This window comes from Flavobacterium hiemivividum (assembly GCF_004349145.1).
Taxonomy (GTDB): Bacteria; Bacteroidota; Bacteroidia; order Flavobacteriales; family Flavobacteriaceae; genus Flavobacterium; species Flavobacterium hiemivividum.
Genome location: NZ_SMFO01000008.1, coordinates 37,285 through 54,782 on the forward strand (window position 1 = coordinate 37,285; position 17,498 = coordinate 54,782).

The window sequence follows — 17,498 nt, forward strand, 5'->3', positions numbered from 1 at the left end:
TTTTTTTATTATAAAATAATCAATTGGCTGTACTTTAAGAGGTTACTAAATCTGCCATTTAATTCAAGGAGAACTAGTTACTTTTATTTATCTTAGCAAAAATGTATGCTATGAGATTTGTTATTTGTTTTCTATTGTTTTCGGCGAGTGTACTAGCACAGACGACCTTTCCAAAGGACTATTTTAGTCCGCCGTTAGATATTCCTATGCAGCTGTCAGGAAATTTTGGTGAATTAAGATCCAATCATTTTCATGCAGGTTTAGATTATAGAACCTTACAGCGTGAAGGCTTGAATGTGCGTGCTGCGGGAGACGGTTATGTCTCTAGAATAAAGATTTCGCCCTTCGGAAATGGGAAGGCAATTTATATAACTCATCCAAATGGTTATACGTCTGTATATTGTCATTTACAAAGAGCAACTGACGCTATCGAAAGTTTTATTTTTAAAACGCATTACAAAGAAAAATCATATGAAATCGAGATGTTTTTGAAACCGGGTGAATTGGTAGTCAAAAAAGGACAGATCATTGCATTGTCTGGAAATACAGGTTCTTCAGGTGGGCCACATTTGCATTTTGAATTTCGAGATAGCAAAACAGAAAAAGTGATCAATCCCTTTTTATTTGGATTTGACAAGGATTTCAAAGACACTAAAAAACCGACTGTTTCAGCAGTTTATGTTTACCCGGTTGACAGTAAATCTTCGGTAAATCGTTCGAAACGTCCGCTGCTTCTAAATTTGTCTTTACAAAAGGATGGAAGCTATCTGGCAAATAAGGTGGTGGCAAATGGTAAAATTGGTTTTGGAGTGAGCGCTGTCGATTATAATAATATGTCAGCTAACAGAACTGGAATATATAAGTTGCAGACTTTTTTGAATGGAAAACCTAATTTTGGTTTTCAAATGGACACTTTTTCATTCGACGAAATGCGCTATATAAATGCATTGGTAGATTATGCTCGCTTTAAAACAACTTCACAAAAAGTACAAAAACTATTTATGGTTAATCCATATAAATTGAGTTTGATAAAGACTGATGATACAAACGGGGTGATTACTGTAGTTCCTAACTTGACATCCGTTTATCGTATTGAAGTTTCTGATTTTACAGGTAATACCACAACAATTTCCATCCCCATTAGTTATGATCCATCAGCGCCAATTGTTGAAAAAGAGGCTGTCGTTTCGAATTATTTTATAAAAGTGAATAAAGACAATAGTTTTGCTAAAAATAATATGTCGGTTTTCTTTCCAGCTGGTACTTTCTACGAAGATTTTGATATGAACTTTGATGCGAAAGGGGATGCCTTGTACTTACATGATGGTACTATTGCTGTACACTCTAATTTTACAATTACTATCGAAGATGGTAAATACACCGATAGTCAAAAGGAAAAAGTATTTATTGCAGATATCGATAAAAGCGGAAAACTAGGTTATAACACCACTTACAATAAGGACAATGTTTTTACTGCTAAAGTAAGATCTTTAGGCACCTATAAACTAGCAATGGATACTACTGCGCCAACGATTTCTATTGGTAATTCTATTGAAGGCAAGTGGATAATTTCTCAAAAAACAATTCAACTTTCAATTAATGACAGTGGCTCAGGTATAAAGAGCTATAATGGTTATTTGAATGGCAATTGGATTTTATTCGAATATGATAATAAAACAAGAAAAATCACGCATGATTTCAAAGATGGAGTAGTGGCTGAAGGAGCTAATGATTTAAAAGTTGTGGTCACAGATAATGTAGGAAATTCTACTATCTTTGAAACTAGTTTTTTTAGAAGCCAAAAATAACCTTATACATACAACTTGAGTGTCAATAAAATAACATTTGTTTTTATTACTTTATGGATGGGTTTGTCTTCGTTTGCACAATCAGCACGTGTAAAGGGAGTAATTCTTGATAATAATAATCGACCAATAGAGAATGTAAATGTTACGGCAGCAGGATATAAAACACAATCTAATGAAAACGGTTTTTATCTTGTAAGAGTGCCGGTAAATGAAAAAGTCGCTGTCGTTTTCACCCATATTTCGTTAAAAAAAGCAACGGTCTATCTTACCTTAAAAATAGATGAAGACTATGAATTCAACTTGGTTATGAATAATCAAGAAGAACAAATGGGCGAAATTATAGTCACTACTAATAATAAGAAGCAGGTTCAAGGAATTACGACAATTGCCCCAGAGGCTATTCGGAAAATTCCTGGTGCTAATGCTGGTATCGAAAATATTTTAAAAACATTGCCAGGAGTTAATTCGAATAATGAACTGAGTACGCAATATGCTGTTCGCGGTGGAAACTATGATGAGAATTTGGTTTATGTAAATGAGATCGAAATCTATCGGCCTTTTCTAATTCGTTCGGGACAACAGGAAGGATTGAGTTTTACTAATACTGATTTGGTTCAAAATGTAGAATTCTCTGCTGGAGGTTTTCAAGCAAAATTTGGAGATAAGTTATCCTCGGTATTAGATATTACGTATCGAAAACCCACGAAGTTTGGCGCTACACTTGAAGCGAGTTTTCTTGGCGGAAGCCTATCAGTAGATGCAGTTTCGAAAAATAAAAAATGGACCGCAATCACAGGTGTTCGTTATAGAAATAACAGTCTTTTAGTAAATAGCCAAGACACCCAAACTAATTTTACTCCCGCATTTGTCGATGTGCAAACGAACGTAAATTATCAGGCTTCGCCAAAATGGCAATGGAGTTTTCTGGGTAATATCTCGCAAAACAAATACCAATACCAACCTTTAACTCGTGAAACTAAATTTGGAACCATAGACAATCCGATGGCGCTCACGGTGTATTATGAGGGAGTGGAAAAAGATAAATACGACACCTATTTTGGTGCGTTTAAAGCAACTTTCGAAGCAACAGATACTTTTACTTTAAAATTTATTGGTTCTGTTTTTCATACTTTAGAGCAAGAGCATTTTGATATTTTTGCACAATATCGCTTAGGAGAAGTGGATTCTAATATAGGATCTGATACTTATGGCGAGGTCGCTTTTAGTCGTGGAATTGGTAGTCAACTCAATCACGCTCGAAACGATCTAGATGCCCTAATTGTAAATGCCGAAATAAAAGGCTTTCACGATTGGAAAAAAAACCTGCTAGAATGGGGAGTTAAATTTACTCGGGAATCAATTCGCGATAGAGTAGTGGAGTGGGAAGTGATTGACTCCGCTGGTTTTTCGATAAATCCTCCGATTATTAATTTGCCTAAAAATGATCAGCCCTATTCGCCTTATGCTGGACCTTTACTTCCGTACCAAAATGTACGGGCAATAAATTTCAACATAATAAATAGATTTTCGGGTTATGGGCAATGGAGTAGGAAAGATAAAATAGGTCGCAGTGAAGTGTGGTATAATGCCGGAGTGCGTATTCATAATTGGCAAGTTGGCGGTGGGAATGTTAATGGAACAGCTCAGACTACCTTTAGCCCCAGAGCACAGTTTTCTATAAAACCAGATTGGGAAAAAGATTTGGTATTCAGAGTTTCAGGAGGTGTATATCATCAATCTCCATTCTATAGAGAACTTAGAGATGCGGAGGGAATTGTTCAGCCAAATGTAAAAGCACAACAATCCATTCACTTTGTGTTAAGTAATGATTATAGTTTTAAAATGTGGGAACGCCCTTTTAAACTTGTTTCAGAGTTATATTATAAATCGCTTACAAATGTGAATACTTATACAATTGATAATGTGAGAATACGTTATGCGGCTTCTAATGTGGCCAAAGGCTATGCGCAAGGACTCGATTTTAGATTAAATGGAGAATTTGTTCCTGGAACAGAATCTTGGATTAGCTTTGGTTATTTAAAAACAGAAGAAAATAGTGCGAATAAAGGTTATATTGCAAGACCTACAGATCAGAGGTTGAAATTCGGACTCTTATTCCAGGATTATATGCCTAATATTCCAAGTGTAAAGATATATTTAAATTTGCTTTATAATACTGGATTACCTGGGGGTTCGCCGTCTTATGCTGATCCTTATTTGTACCAAAACAGATTAAATGATTATCGAAGGGTAGATGTTGGCTTTTCAAAAGTGTTATTAGATAACGCAATTGGAAAGCAAAAAGAAAATTGGTTTGGAAGTTTTAAAGAGCTTTCGATAGGATTAGAAATATTCAATCTCTTTAACAATCAAAACGCAATAACGAATACTTGGGTGCGTGATGTTTATTCGAAAAATGAATATGCGATTCCGAATTATATGACCACTAGAGTGTTTAATGTTAAGTTGAACGCACGATTATAAAGTAAGAAAGCAATCACTTTAAGTCACCGAATCGTTTTATGATATATATTAGTTATAATTATAAGAACCATTTTTAAAATTCATTACATTTGGATTTATTTTAATATTACATCTTTATGAAAAATTTACATATAGCCTTATTAAGTAGTATTGTGTTAGTTTTAGCCAGCTGCAAGAAGGAGGTCGAAAAGCCAAAAGTCATTTATGATACTGTAAAAGGAAAAGGAACTACTAAGGTAGATTCGACTCAAGTAGCTATTTCTGACTTGCCTATTCAGATGGAAGGGACTGATTATTTGATTCATCCAGTTGGGGATTTGAGAGTGTATGAAAGAGGAACAAAAGCGAGATACGGATCTTCAAGTGTAATTGATCTGAGTTTCACAATTTCGAACTATGGAGAAAATGAGATTACCGGTTACTTGCAAAATTTGAAATTTCAAAAAACCGATTCTGATTCGATACGACCGTTAACAGATAAACCTGCCTTAATTCAAACAGCTACTTATTTAAAGCCCATTTCTGATAGAATTAAGAAGCAAATTATGGTTTATACCATGTTTGATACAGACACAAATAGAGATGGAAAACTGGATAGCAGTGATATAAAATGCTTGTACTTAAGCGATATTAGCGGAAAAAGATTTACAAAAGTATCAGCAGATTTTCAGGAATTGATTGACTGGAATTTAATAGAATCTAAAAGTCGTTTGTATTTTAGAACAGTAGAAGATACCAATAAAAACGGACAGTTTGATAAAAATGATGTGGTACAATATAATTACATCGATTTGTTAAGTAGTGAATGGAAAGTAACCAACTACGAGCCAATATAGATTAAAACGAAATCTTAAATCAAGATATCACTCTCTAAATCAGATTTTTCAATTTTAAAATCAAAGCCCAGTTGCTTTACCAGTTGGATTACTAGGTTTTTATACCAGTTTTCTGATTTTGGGTGAATATATATTTTTTCGATCAACTGATCAAGATTTACATTTATTTTTAAACCATCATTTAAGGTAATAGTACTTTCGGCCACGTCTGAGATAATTCGTACTTCGCGCTCGTACTGAAAACTTTTTCGCTTGAACAAAAACGGAAAGAACATATCGTCAAAGGGGATGTATTCTTTTTTGTAATCGATATAATTCACTTCGCCAATAAACTGCTTGTAATTGTTCTCGGGAGCAAGTGCTTTCTGCAATCGGCCTATTGTGGATTGTATAGCAAGTCCCTCGGTGTTTTGCGTGAATATTTGCCACATAGCGAAGGATTCATACTCATTTATATGCCAACTACTAATCGCTACTTTTTCGCGTTGTTCTTTGTAGAACTTTAAAAAGTCGGGGTTGTCGATCGATAATTTTTTAATTTCTTCGAATGTGGGTTCGCTAAATGTACCTTCATATTGATCCTCAAATTTGTCAGATCGCGACATGAATAGCTTTTTAGACATTAACAAATCCAAAAATTTAGACAAATCCAAATACTTCCAAACAATGGTGTCTGGATCTTCAGGGAGATTAATATTTGGATTGGTATGGTACATTCTTTTTATTTAAATATCTAAAAAACGGAATAATTTATAGGTTGTACACAATTGGTAAACCTTAAATTTAAAAGCAACAATCATTATTCAAACGACTGTAGCGAAACTAATTTATTATACGTTCCTTCTAGTGCAATTAATTCGTCATGCGATCCCTGCTCTACAATTTTTCCTTTTTTCATCACTATAATAACATCTGCATTTTTAATAGTCGAAAGACGGTGTGCGATTACAATGGAAGTTCTGTTTTGCATCATATTCTCCAAAGCAACTTGCACAAATTTTTCACTTTCGGTATCCAAAGCTGAAGTCGCTTCGTCCAATATCATAATTGGAGGGTTTTTCAAAACAGCACGTGCGATAGAAAGTCTTTGTTTTTGACCTCCAGAAAGTTTATTTCCGCTGTCGCCAATGTTGGTGTGAATTCCGTTAGGTAATTCATTTACAAATTCATAAGCATTAGCGATTTTCAAAGCTTCTATAATTTCGTCATCTGTGGCATCGATCTTTCCTATTAAGATATTAGCTTTTATCGTGTCATTAAATAAAATGCTGTCTTGGGTAACGAGTCCCATTAACCCACGAAGTGACTGCAAGTTCATGTCTTTTATGCTTATTCCGTCAATGGTTATTGTACCTTCATTAACATCATAAAAACGAGTTAGTAAATTAGCGATTGTACTTTTTCCACTTCCAGATTGACCTACTAAGGCAACGGTTTGTCCTTTTTTAACTTGGAGTGAAAAGTCTTTTAGCACTTTTTCATCTTCGTATTTGAAATTGATATTTTTGATTGTTATATCAGATTCGAAAGTGTTTTTTACAACGGCATTTTCTTTAGATGTAATTTCGTTTTCTACTTCTAGAACTTCAAATACACGTTCTGCAGCGGCTAACCCATTTTTTACGGAATACGAAGCTTTAGAGATCGCTTTAGCAGGCGTAAGAATATTAAATGCCAAAGTTAGATAAACGATAAAAGCCGATCCGTCTAAGGTTTTGTCTATTAGAACTAAATTACCGCCATAAAAAAGTAAAACGGCTATGGTTGTTACCCCCAGAAACTCACTTAATGGTGTGGCTAAATTGTTTCTACTTCCTATGCTGTTTGTTAAATTTAATAATCGTGTTACCGAATCATTAAATCTATTTTTAAAAGTAGGCTCTGCATTATAGCTTTTAATCACTTTTAATCCGCCTAAAGTTTCATCAACAATAGAAATTAACATTCCGCTTTCCTTTTGCGCTTGTAATGATTGCGCTCTCAGGTTTTTGGCTAGTTTCGAAATGATCCATCCAGAAATAGGCATGAAAATCAAAACAAATAAAGTTAGTTTTGTGCTTATAATAAACATCGTTACTAGCGCAAAAATAATGGTAAGCGGTTCTTTTACAACTAATTCTAAAATAGAGAAAAAGGAGTTTTGCACTTCATTGACATCACCTAGCATTCGAGCCATAATATCTCCTTTTCTTTTTTCAGAATAGAAGGAAATAGGCAAGTCTATGATTTTTTTATACATTGATTTTCTCAAATCTCTCAAAACACCATTCTTGAGATGCATGATATGATGCGATGCTAAATAATTGAATAAGTTTTTAAGTAAGAATGTTGTAATTACCATTAAGACCACGAACAATAAGGCAACTTGGATACTGTTGTCCTTTGTTAGTGAGGAAATTTGATAATACATATAATCAGTACCAAATTGTTTTATTTCTCCTATTCCAGTGTAAACAGGTTTAGTTAATACCGCCCTTGTTTTTCCAAAAAGCACTTCAAGTACAGGAAGGAGGGTAAGCATAGAAATAGTGCTAAACAAGGCATACAAAATATTATATACCACATTCCAAATGATATGTGACTTATACGGTTTTGTATAAGGAATTAATTTTAATAAACTTTTATCCATTAGTTCAATTGCATTGCTGTAATTATATTCTTAATTTTTTGATCTAAAATTGCGTCTACTTCTTTAAAGTCGTCAACAGAATCTAAGAAAGTATTCACACTGATGTAGAATTTTATTTTTGGCTCGGTTCCGCTTGGTCTGGCACATATTTTTGATCCATCTTCGGTGTAATAAATAAGGACATTCGATTTTGGAAGATCCATTGTGCTTTCTGATCCGTCTAATAAATTCTTAGCGATAGATGATTGGTAGTCTTCGACAATTATAACTCTTTGCCCACTAATTTCTTTCAAGGGGTTTTCGCGCAAATCAATCATCATTTGGTTGATTTCTTGCAATCCTTCCATTCCTTTTTTGGTGATTGAAACTAAGTATTCTTTGTAGAAACCGTGGTCTACATACAATTGTAGTAATTCTTTGTACACCGTACTTCCTTTAGCTTTGGCTTGAGCCGCAACTTCACAAATTAATAAGGTAGCTGCAACAGCGTCTTTATCACGCACGGCATCTCCTACCATATAACCAAAACTTTCTTCACCACCACCAATGAATTCCTGCTCTGGAAAGTCATTGATCATTTTTGCGATCCATTTAAATCCAGTCAAACCAATTTTGCATTCTACATCATAGCTTGTCGCTAGTTCCATCATCATAGGCGTGGAAACAATCGTTGAGCCAACAAATTGTTTACCATTTATTTTGCCTGCATTTTTCCATTTTTCCAATAAAAAAGCAGTCATCAAAATCATTGTTTGATTTCCGTTTAATAAAGTCATCTGTCCTTCATTATTTCGAACAGCAACACCTAAACGATCGCAATCAGGATCTGTCCCGATAACAATATCTGCATTTATCTTATCAGATAGTGCCGTTGCCATTGCTAATGCTTCCGGTTCTTCTGGATTTGGAGATTTAACAGTTGGAAAATCACCATTCGGAACTGCTTGTTCAGGAACAATATTAACATTGGTATAACCAGCTTGAGCTAAAGTGTCAGGAACTAAAGTTATCGAAGTCCCGTGTAAAGAGGTGAAAACGATATTTAGGTTCTCTTTTGCTTCAGTGGGAGTGTTGAAGCTTGCATTTTCAATAGATGATTTTATGAAAGCGGCATCTACTTCTTTTCCTACATAATGAATTAAAGCTTCATTAGCATCAAACTTAATTTGATCGAAGTTTAGTTTTTCGATTCCATCGATAATAGCTCCGTCTTGTGGAGGAACAATTTGTCCGCCATCTTCCCAATATACTTTGTATCCGTTATATTCAGGAGGATTGTGAGAAGCTGTAAGTACAATTCCGCACTGACATCCTAAGTGCTTAACAGCAAATGACAACTCTGGTGTAGGTCTCAGTTCTGAAAATAAAAACACTTCGATACCATTTGCAGAGAAAACATCGGCAACCACTTTTGCTAAAGTATCACTGTCGTGACGGCAATCATAAGCGATAGCAGCTTTTATAGGTTGGTTAGGAAAGGTTTTTAGTAAATAATCAGATAGTCCTTGTGTACTTTTTCCAAGTGTGTATTTATTGATTCGGTTGTTTCCAACGCCCATTACACCGCGCATTCCACCAGTTCCAAATTCTAGATCTTTATAAAAACTTTCTTCTAGTTCTTTTGGAGAACCAGCTATTAATTCTTTGACTGCTTGCTGTGTTGCTGCGTCAAAGGTTGGTGTAAGCCATTCGTTTACCGCATTCAAAATGTTTTCTTTAATTTCCATTTTTTATATGTTTTAACTTTTATTGTTTTAGAAATCAGCAGTTGATTCTGCTTCGCACCGAAGCGTCTGCGTCTTTACTGCCTGTGCTAGTTAGCTGGTTTGGATAATTATTTTTTATAACCTATTTTATTTCTATCCTTATTTTTGTTGGCGTCGGTATCTTTGTCTACCAGATAGTTTAGTGCTTTGTAAATATCTGGAAATTGATTTTCAATTTCCGTTAGCCTTTTGGTAAGTTCTTCATAATTTAAGGCGAATTTTCGTAAAGAAACAAAACTACGAATTATGGCAATATTAATCTCAATTGCTTTTTCATTGTTTAGTACACTTGATAACATTGCAACTCCTTGTTCCGTAAATGCAAAGGGCATATATCTTAGTCCTCCTCGGTTTGAGGTCACAATTTGTGACCTCAAACTTTCTAATTCGATTGGAGCCAATTCAAACATGAAATCATCTGGAAACCGATTGATGTTTCTTCGGACAGCTTGTTTTAAAACTTTAGTACTTGTTTCGTAAAGTTGAGCTAAATCAAAATCAAGCATTACTTTTTGCCCTCGAATTTCAAAAATTTTATTTTTAATTACTTCGATTTCCATGTGAGACTGTTTGTCTAATAATCAACTTTTACATTAAGAAAACCAATTTACAAAAAATTAAGCTCGCCAGAAATTTTATAACGCTCTTCGTTACTCTTTGTACGTAAAATTATTTCGCCAAGAAATCCTGCCAAAAATAATTGTGTACCTAATATCATAGTGGTTAAGGCAATAAAAAACCAAGGGTTGTCAGTAACTAGGCTATAGCGCATGTCGTTGTACATGTGGTATAGTTTTGATATTCCAATGTATCCTGCCAGTAAAAAACCGATAATAAACATTAGTGATCCCATGGCTCCAAATAAATGCATTGGTCTTTTTCCAAATCGAGACAGAAACCAAATCGTAATTAAATCTAGAAATCCATTAATGAAACGTTCCATTCCAAATTTAGTTTCTCCATATTTTCGAGCTTGGTGCTGTACCACTTTTTCTCCGATCTTTCCAAAACCGGCATTCTTTGCCAAGACAGGAATGTATCGGTGCATTTCACCCGAAACTTCGATGTTCTTTACTACTATATTTTTATAGGCTTTTAACCCACAATTGAAATCATTCAGCTCTACTCCAGATGTTTTTCTAGCTGCCCAATTGAATAGCTTTGAAGGTAGGTTTTTTGCAACCACAGAATCGTAGCGCTTTTTTTTCCAACCTGAAACTAAATCAAAGTTTTGAGAAGTAATCATATTATAAAGACCCGGAATTTCCTCAGGGCTATCTTGTAAATCAGCATCCATTGTGATAATAACATCACCTTTGGCTTTAGCAAAACCAGCATGTAAAGCCTGGGATTTACCAAAGTTTCTCATGAAACGTATTCCCTTTACATATGGGTTTTCAGAGGCAAATTCTTCGATAATCGACCAAGAATTGTCATTGCTTCCATCATCTAAAAAGATGATTTCGTAGGTGTAGTTATTGGATTGCATTACTTTAACAATCCAAGTATAAAGCTCTTTAAGGGACTCTTCTTCGTTAAGAAGAGGTATAAGTATGGATAAATTCATTAATTAAAGGCTTTGAGGATTTTGGTTTTTTACAATGGCACCAACAATTAGCGAGTATAATAACCCAATAAAAGAATACATTGCAAGTGTGACAGGTAAGACAATTAATGGATTTGAGAATTTTTTCATCATTTCAATACCCATCTCCATATCTTTAGAGGTGATGTTAGGGTTTTGTCTAATCATATCATCTTTGGTAATTGAAATCATCTCATTAAGAAACTCGGGAAAAATAAGATTAAAAACAATACTAAAAAGACCATAAATTAGTCCAGCTATAAAAGCGATAGCAACTCCCGTTTTTAGACATTCACCATAGGAAATGAATCCGTTATTTAAGTTTTTCTTGTAGTTGATACATCCTAAATATATGAATATTAACGGCAGTACAAGGTAATTAGCAATATTGACAATCACTCCGGCGCTAGTTCCTACTAAGGATCGCATTCCTATAATATACATAATTACAAATTCGAGAATCATTATAACGCCAAACGCTATTCCATATAATATTCCAGATTTACCGGGGGATGTACTTTTTTCCATAGATACCTATATATTTATTAATGCACAAATATAGTAATTCCCAATATATTGGGCTATAAAAAACAGTTTTTACAATTTAATAAAAAAAATGAAAACAAAGATTTGTTTATTGAAAAATAAGTGTAAATTTGCAGTCTCAAAATAATAGTGTAAAACAAAAAGTTATAATGAGTTTACACCTTTTCTGTCGAAAGAAAAGCTTCAAAACAAGTTATAACCAAACAAATAAAAAAGATGAAAAAAGGTACGCACCCAGAAAATTACAGATTAGTAGCATTTAAAGACATGTCAAATGAAGACGTTTTTATCACTAAATCTGCTGCGGAGACAAAAGAGACAATTACAGTTGATGGTGTTGAATACCCAGTTGTAAAATTAGAGATCTCTAGAACTTCTCACCCTTTTTACACAGGAAAAAACAAACTTATCGATACTGCAGGACGTATTGATAAATTCAAAACTAAATACGCTAAACACGTTAAATAATTTAACTTGTTTTCAAAATTTATTGAAGCCTTCCAATGTGGGAGGCTTTTTTGTTCTTTTTTTTGAAAACTTTGTAACTTTGCTGCAATTGTATTAAAAGAGCGATTTTTAGAATTAAACTATAAAATGATAAATAACCGCATCATTAAATAAATTTTATATGAATTACATACTTTTTGACGGTCCAGCCCGAAATGCTTTATTGCCTTTTACCTTTACGCGTCCCGTTGCTGATATCCTTATTGGGATTATGACAATTCGTCAAAAATGGGAAATGCATCTAGGATCTACCACCACAACCTTAACCGAGGAGTATTTGTCAGATAAATATCCAATGGTCGAATTAGAGGAGAATGTGATGATTAATGCTTCTTTTCTTCCTAATGTTGTTCTAGTGGAAATGATCGGTAATCTAAAAGCAAATCAGGCTATATTTAAAGGAGAAGAAGTTGTTGCTTTTTTTACGGATGAAAATCAAGAAGAAGTAGATTTCGATTCTTATGAGATTATTAAATATAATGAAGATTGTATAACAGTAATGCGTACTTGGGATATTTTCTCAAAAAATGATGCCGCTATTCGGGAGGATTTTGAATTCTTGACTGCAAATAGAAAATCAAAACCAATTCCAAAAAGTGTTAATGTAATCGCTCCTGAAAATGTGTTTATTGAAGAAGGAGCTAGCTTAGAATTCGTAACTTTAAATGCATCTACTGGTCCTATATATATTGGTAGGAATTCTGAAATTATGGAAGGCACTGCTATTCGTGGACCTTTTGCCTTGTGTGAAAATGCATCGGTAAAGATGGGGTCTAAGGTTTACGGCGCTACAACAGTAGGGCCTTATTCAAGAATTGGTGGTGAAGTAAAAAACACGGTGCTTTTTGCTCATTCGAATAAAGGACATGAAGGCTATCTTGGTGATTCAGTTATTGGTGAATGGTGTAATTTAGGTGCTGACACTAATAATTCAAATCTAAAAAACAACTACGAAGAAGTGAAGTTGTGGAGTTATGAAACGGAAGGTTTTGCTAAAACTGGATTGCAGTTTTGTGGCTTGATGATGGGAGATCACAGTAAGTGTGGAATTAATACCATGTTTAACACCGGAACGGTAGTTGGGGTAAGTGCTAATGTTTTTGGAACTGGATTCCCTCGCAATTTTATTCCTAGTTTTTCTTGGGGTGGCGCTGCTGGTTTTACCACTTACTTAACTAAAAAAGCATTTGAGACAGCAAGAATCGTTTTGAGTCGAAGAAATATGGAGTTTGACGAAAAAGAGGCCGCAATTTTAGAACATGTTTTTGAAGAAACAAGAAAATGGAGAAAAGAGTAAAGAATTAGTACTTTACAAGTTCGCATAAGAAAAACTGCCTCGTTTATTATAATGAGGCAGTTTTTTTTATGCTTTTATTTTTGGGGTAAAATCTTATTTTATTGGTTATTATTGTTAATAGTGCTGTTTTAATGTAAAAAAAGTTTTTTTTATTAGAGCTTGATTTTTAGCTTATTAATGCTTTTTATTTTTTTTATAAAGTATATAGTTAGTTTTTTTTATCAGTATGTTATAGTTTTATCAAAAATTATTAATGAAACGATTGTTTTGTTGGTTTTATGATAATTATAAATAAAGCAAATATATGGAAGAAGTTGTTGGGATGTTAAATGACATAGTATGGAGTAATGCATTAATCATTTTGTGTTTAGGTACGGGACTTTATTTTTCGATCAGAACACGCTTTTTACAAGTGCGTCATTTCAAGGAAATGTTCCGTTTGCTATTTGATGGAAAAAGCACAGAATCTGGAGTTTCTTCATTTCAGGCATTGTCAATGTCTTTGGCCGGTAGAGTAGGTACCGGAAATATTGCAGGAGTGGCCACGGCAATTGCTTTTGGTGGACCTGGAGCTTTATTTTGGATGTGGTTAGTGGCTTTTTTAGGAGCGAGTACTGCTTTTGTCGAAGCTACTTTGGCTCAAATTTACAAGGAGAAACATTTGGGTGAATTCCGTGGTGGACCTGCTTTTTATATAGAAAGAGGTTTAGGGGTGAAATGGTTTGGTGTTTTGTTTGCGATCGTTTCAGTTATTTCGGCGGGTGTCTTGTTGCCTGGAGTTCAAGCAAACTCAGTTGCTGACGGAATCAAAAATGCCTTTCAATTAGATACTTGGATTACGGGAATTGGGGTTGTTTTGATATTTGCTGCTATTGTCTTTGGTGGTGTAAAACGAATTGCAAAGTTTACTGAGTATATAGTTCCTTTTATGGCAATTGGCTATATGCTTATCGCCGTCGTGATTATAATTGCTGATATTCAACAACTACCTGATGTTATTATGTTGGTATTCAAAAGTGCTTTTAATATGGAAGCTGGTTTTGGTGCTGTTTTTGGTTTAGCGGTTCAATGGGGAGTAAAAAGAGGAATTTATTCTAACGAAGCAGGACAGGGAACGGCTCCACATATTGCCGCTGCTGCAAATGTTTCGCATCCTGTCAAGCAAGGTTTGGTGCAGTCTTTTTCAGTTTATATTGATACTTTGTTAGTGTGTTCTGCAACTGGATTCATGTTGCTGATGACTGGAAAATACAATGTTCATAACCCAGCTTTCGGAACGGGTGGCGCATCTGAATTTTTGTATTCTGGTGCTCAGAATATTGCAGTTGGTCCTGGATATACGCAAAGCGCCATGGATAGTGTTTTTCCAGGTTTTGGGTCTTATTTTGTGGCAATAGCTTTGTTTTTCTTTGCCTTCACAACAATATTAGCGTATTATTATATTGCAGAAACTAATATTTCTTATTTGACTAGAAAATTTGAATCGCCAATCTATAATTATATACTTAAAATAATTATGATGCTTGTAATTATGTACGGCTCTGTCAATCAGGCAAAATTAGCGTGGGATATTGGAGATATAGGAGTTGGATTGATGGCTTGGTTTAATATTATTGCTATAATTCTGCTGCAAAGACCTGCTTTAGCTGCCTTGAAAGATTATGAAAAGCAACGAAAAGCAGGTAAAGATCCTGTTTTTAATCCAGAAGATATTGGAGTTTCAAATGCACATATTTGGAATACAATACACAAAAATAAAGACGTTTAGTAGTAGTTTTAGATTTTTGAAAGCTTCTAGAGATCAGAATTTAATTCCGTTTCTAGAAGCTTTTGTTTTATAGTAAACAAATTACTTAATTAATCTATCTTTGCACTTTTAAATTTTAGGTATTCAAATTCTTGCAACCTTTAGTTTCTAATCTCTAACTTAAAACAATGATTACAGTTAACGATATTTCAGTCCAGTTTGGTGGAACTACACTTTTTAGCGATGTTTCTTTTGCTATTAATGAAAATGATAAGATTGCCCTAATGGGTAAAAATGGAGCAGGAAAGTCTACGCTTCTTAAGATTATTGCAGGTCAAAGTAAACCGTCAACAGGAAATATTTCTGCGCCAAAAGATGCTGTAGTAGCTTATTTGCCACAGCATTTATTGACATCAGATGGAGCTACTGTTATGGAGGAAACTTCTAAGGCATTTGGTGAAATTTTTGGAATGAAAGCAGAGATAGATGAAATCAACGAGCAGTTGACTATTCGGACTGATTATGAAAGCGATGCTTACATGAAATTGATCGAAAGAGTTTCTGACTTAAGTGAGAAATTCTATGCGATCGAAGAGGTGAATTATGAAGCTGAAGTAGAGAAGATATTAATAGGTTTAGGTTTTGTTCGCGAAGACTTTACGCGTCAAACTTCTGAGTTTTCAGGAGGATGGAGAATGCGAATTGAGTTGGCGAAGATTCTTTTGCAAAAACCAGATTTAATTTTGCTGGATGAGCCTACCAATCACATGGATATTGAAAGTATTCAATGGTTAGAGGATTTCTTGATTAATTCGGCCAAAGCAGTTGTAGTGATTTCCCATGATAGAGCATTTGTAGATAATATTACAAATCGTACCATCGAAGTGACGATGGGACGTATTTATGACTACAAAGCTAAATATTCTCATTATTTAGAGTTGCGTAAAGACAGACGTATTCATCAGCAAAAAGCATACGATGAACAACAACGTATGATTGCCGACAATAGAACTTTTATCGACCGTTTTAAAGGGACGTTTTCTAAAACTGATGCAGTTCAATCGCGAGTGAAGATGCTAGAAAAGTTAGTTATCGTGCAAGTTGATGAAGTTGATACTTCGGCATTGAAATTAAAGTTTCCTGCGGCAGTTCGCTCGGGACAATATCCTGTTATTGTAAAAGATTTGTCTAAATCGTATGGAGATCATGTCGTTTTTAAGGATGCAAATATTGTAATCGAAAGAGGCGAAAAAGTGGCTTTTGTTGGTAAAAACGGAGAAGGAAAATCGACCATGATTAAAGCAATCATGAAAGAAATAGGTATCGATGGCGGAAGTCTTGAAATAGGACACAATGCCCAAATTGGGTATTTTGCACAAAACCAAGCCTCGTTATTAAATGAAAATGCTACTATTTTTGAAACTATCGATGATATTGCTGTTGGTGATGTTCGAACTAAAATTAAAGATATTTTAGGAGCTTTCATGTTTCATGGAGATGACGTGACCAAAAAAGTAAAAGTACTTTCAGGTGGTGAGAAAACGCGTTTAGCAATGATAAAATTATTGCTTGAACCAGTTAATTTGTTGATTCTGGATGAGCCTTCAAATCACTTAGATATGAAAACCAAAGATATTATTAAAGATGCCTTACGTGATTTTGACGGGACTTTGATCTTGGTTTCTCACGATAGGGATTTCCTTGACGGACTAGCAACTAAAGTTTTCGAATTTGGAAACAAAAGAGTAGTGGAGCATTTTGAAGATATCACTGGTTTCTTAGCACATAAGAAAATGGATAGCATGAAGGAAATAGAGAAATAGTTATTTCGAAGAAATTTTCGAATAAAATAATTAATAAACTGCCCCCAAATAGCACTTTGCTTTTTGGGGGCAGTTTGATTTTATAGTTTTTTAAAGTCTAATTCCGGGTGGAAGTAGTTCTTTGTAAACAGGATTCTTTTTGAAGAAAACTACGATTTTTGGAAGTATTGGAACTACTTTTAATTTTCGTTCAATGGCTATTGCCATAATTTCAGATAGAAACTGAGAAACAAATTCTTCATTTTCAAATTCCTCAGGAGTATTTATTCTGGTTAAGAATATCTTTTTTTCCTGAAAAGAATATTCAATTGAAACTAATCCTTCCTCTACTATAGTTTCAAATTGTCTTGCGAAAGTATTGTCTTTGATTTCCAGAATGCTAATAGAATGTTCCATATTGTTTATTTTTTTTATTTATGAATGAAGCGTGTTTCTCTCGTGTGTTTTACTGAAGATTCATTGGCGTCACA

At 34.3% G+C, this 17,498-nt stretch carries 14 protein-coding genes; 7 read left to right on the forward strand and 7 right to left on the reverse strand.

Annotated elements, in window-relative coordinates; genetic code table 11:
* The first annotated feature begins 110 nt into the window (after positions 1-110).
* The 3 genes from E0F98_RS11235 to E0F98_RS11245 all read left to right on the forward strand — a co-directional run bounded on the left by E0F98_RS11235 (position 111) and on the right by E0F98_RS11245 (position 5,128).
* A complete protein-coding gene (locus E0F98_RS11235) occupies positions 111-1,808 on the forward strand; it encodes a M23 family metallopeptidase (RefSeq protein ID WP_132111489.1) in 1,698 nt (565 codons plus the stop codon).
* A 57-nt stretch (positions 1,809-1,865) separates the two neighbouring features.
* Positions 1,866-4,292 carry a TonB-dependent receptor gene (locus E0F98_RS11240; RefSeq protein ID WP_132111680.1) on the forward strand — a complete coding sequence of 809 codons (2,427 nt, stop codon included), beginning with the start codon at positions 1,866-1,868 and terminating at the stop codon, positions 4,290-4,292.
* Between the two features lie 116 nt (positions 4,293-4,408).
* A complete protein-coding gene (locus tag E0F98_RS11245) occupies positions 4,409-5,128 on the forward strand; it encodes a hypothetical protein (RefSeq protein WP_132111491.1) in 720 nt (239 codons plus the stop codon).
* Positions 5,129-5,142: 14 nt separating this feature from the next.
* Here the strand turns inward: E0F98_RS11245 and E0F98_RS11250 are convergent, their stop codons facing one another.
* The 6 genes from E0F98_RS11250 to E0F98_RS11275 form a co-directional block, all read right to left on the reverse strand.
* Positions 5,143-5,844, reverse strand: a complete 702-nt coding sequence (locus E0F98_RS11250; RefSeq protein ID WP_132111493.1) for a DUF2971 domain-containing protein — start codon at positions 5,842-5,844, stop codon at positions 5,143-5,145.
* An 83-nt stretch (positions 5,845-5,927) separates the two neighbouring features.
* Positions 5,928-7,757, reverse strand: coding sequence for an ABC transporter ATP-binding protein (locus E0F98_RS11255; RefSeq protein WP_132111495.1), 1,830 nt, complete (start codon positions 7,755-7,757; stop codon positions 5,928-5,930).
* Positions 7,757-9,484, reverse strand: coding sequence for a phospho-sugar mutase (locus E0F98_RS11260; protein ID WP_132111497.1), 1,728 nt, complete (start codon positions 9,482-9,484; stop codon positions 7,757-7,759). The genes E0F98_RS11255 and E0F98_RS11260 overlap by 1 nt, the downstream gene beginning before the upstream one ends.
* Before the next feature lie 107 nt (positions 9,485-9,591).
* Complete coding sequence (locus tag E0F98_RS11265) at positions 9,592-10,083, reverse strand: ORF6N domain-containing protein (protein WP_132111499.1); 492 nt, start codon at positions 10,081-10,083, stop codon at positions 9,592-9,594.
* 47 nt (positions 10,084-10,130) lie between these two features.
* Positions 10,131-11,090, reverse strand: a complete 960-nt coding sequence (locus E0F98_RS11270) for a glycosyltransferase family 2 protein (protein WP_132111501.1) — start codon at positions 11,088-11,090, stop codon at positions 10,131-10,133.
* A gap of 3 nt (positions 11,091-11,093) precedes the next feature.
* Entirely contained in the window at positions 11,094-11,636 is a 543-nt protein-coding gene (locus tag E0F98_RS11275; protein WP_132111503.1) for a DUF4199 domain-containing protein, read from the reverse strand.
* A gap of 234 nt (positions 11,637-11,870) precedes the next feature.
* On the opposite strand from E0F98_RS11275, the gene E0F98_RS11280 reads away from it, so the two are divergent.
* The 4 genes from E0F98_RS11280 (at position 11,871) to E0F98_RS11295 (ending at position 17,028) form a co-directional block, all read left to right on the forward strand.
* Positions 11,871-12,122 (forward strand): type B 50S ribosomal protein L31, encoded by a 252-nt coding sequence (locus tag E0F98_RS11280; RefSeq protein WP_132111505.1) that lies wholly within the window; start codon positions 11,871-11,873, stop codon positions 12,120-12,122.
* 160 nt (positions 12,123-12,282) lie between these two features.
* Positions 12,283-13,458 (forward strand): GlmU family protein, encoded by a 1,176-nt coding sequence (locus E0F98_RS11285; RefSeq protein ID WP_132111507.1) that lies wholly within the window; start codon positions 12,283-12,285, stop codon positions 13,456-13,458.
* Between the two features lie 304 nt (positions 13,459-13,762).
* Positions 13,763-15,226, forward strand: coding sequence for an alanine/glycine:cation symporter family protein (locus E0F98_RS11290; protein ID WP_132111509.1), 1,464 nt, complete (start codon positions 13,763-13,765; stop codon positions 15,224-15,226).
* 167 nt (positions 15,227-15,393) lie between these two features.
* Positions 15,394-17,028: an ABC-F family ATP-binding cassette domain-containing protein gene (locus E0F98_RS11295; RefSeq protein WP_132111511.1), complete on the forward strand. Its 1,635-nt coding sequence runs from the start codon at positions 15,394-15,396 to the stop codon at positions 17,026-17,028.
* A 90-nt stretch (positions 17,029-17,118) separates the two neighbouring features.
* On the opposite strand, the gene E0F98_RS11300 is transcribed toward E0F98_RS11295, so the two are convergent.
* Positions 17,119-17,403 carry a GNAT family N-acetyltransferase gene (locus tag E0F98_RS11300; RefSeq protein WP_132111682.1) on the reverse strand — a complete coding sequence of 95 codons (285 nt, stop codon included), beginning with the start codon at positions 17,401-17,403 and terminating at the stop codon, positions 17,119-17,121.
* Positions 17,404-17,498 lie beyond the last annotated feature (95 nt).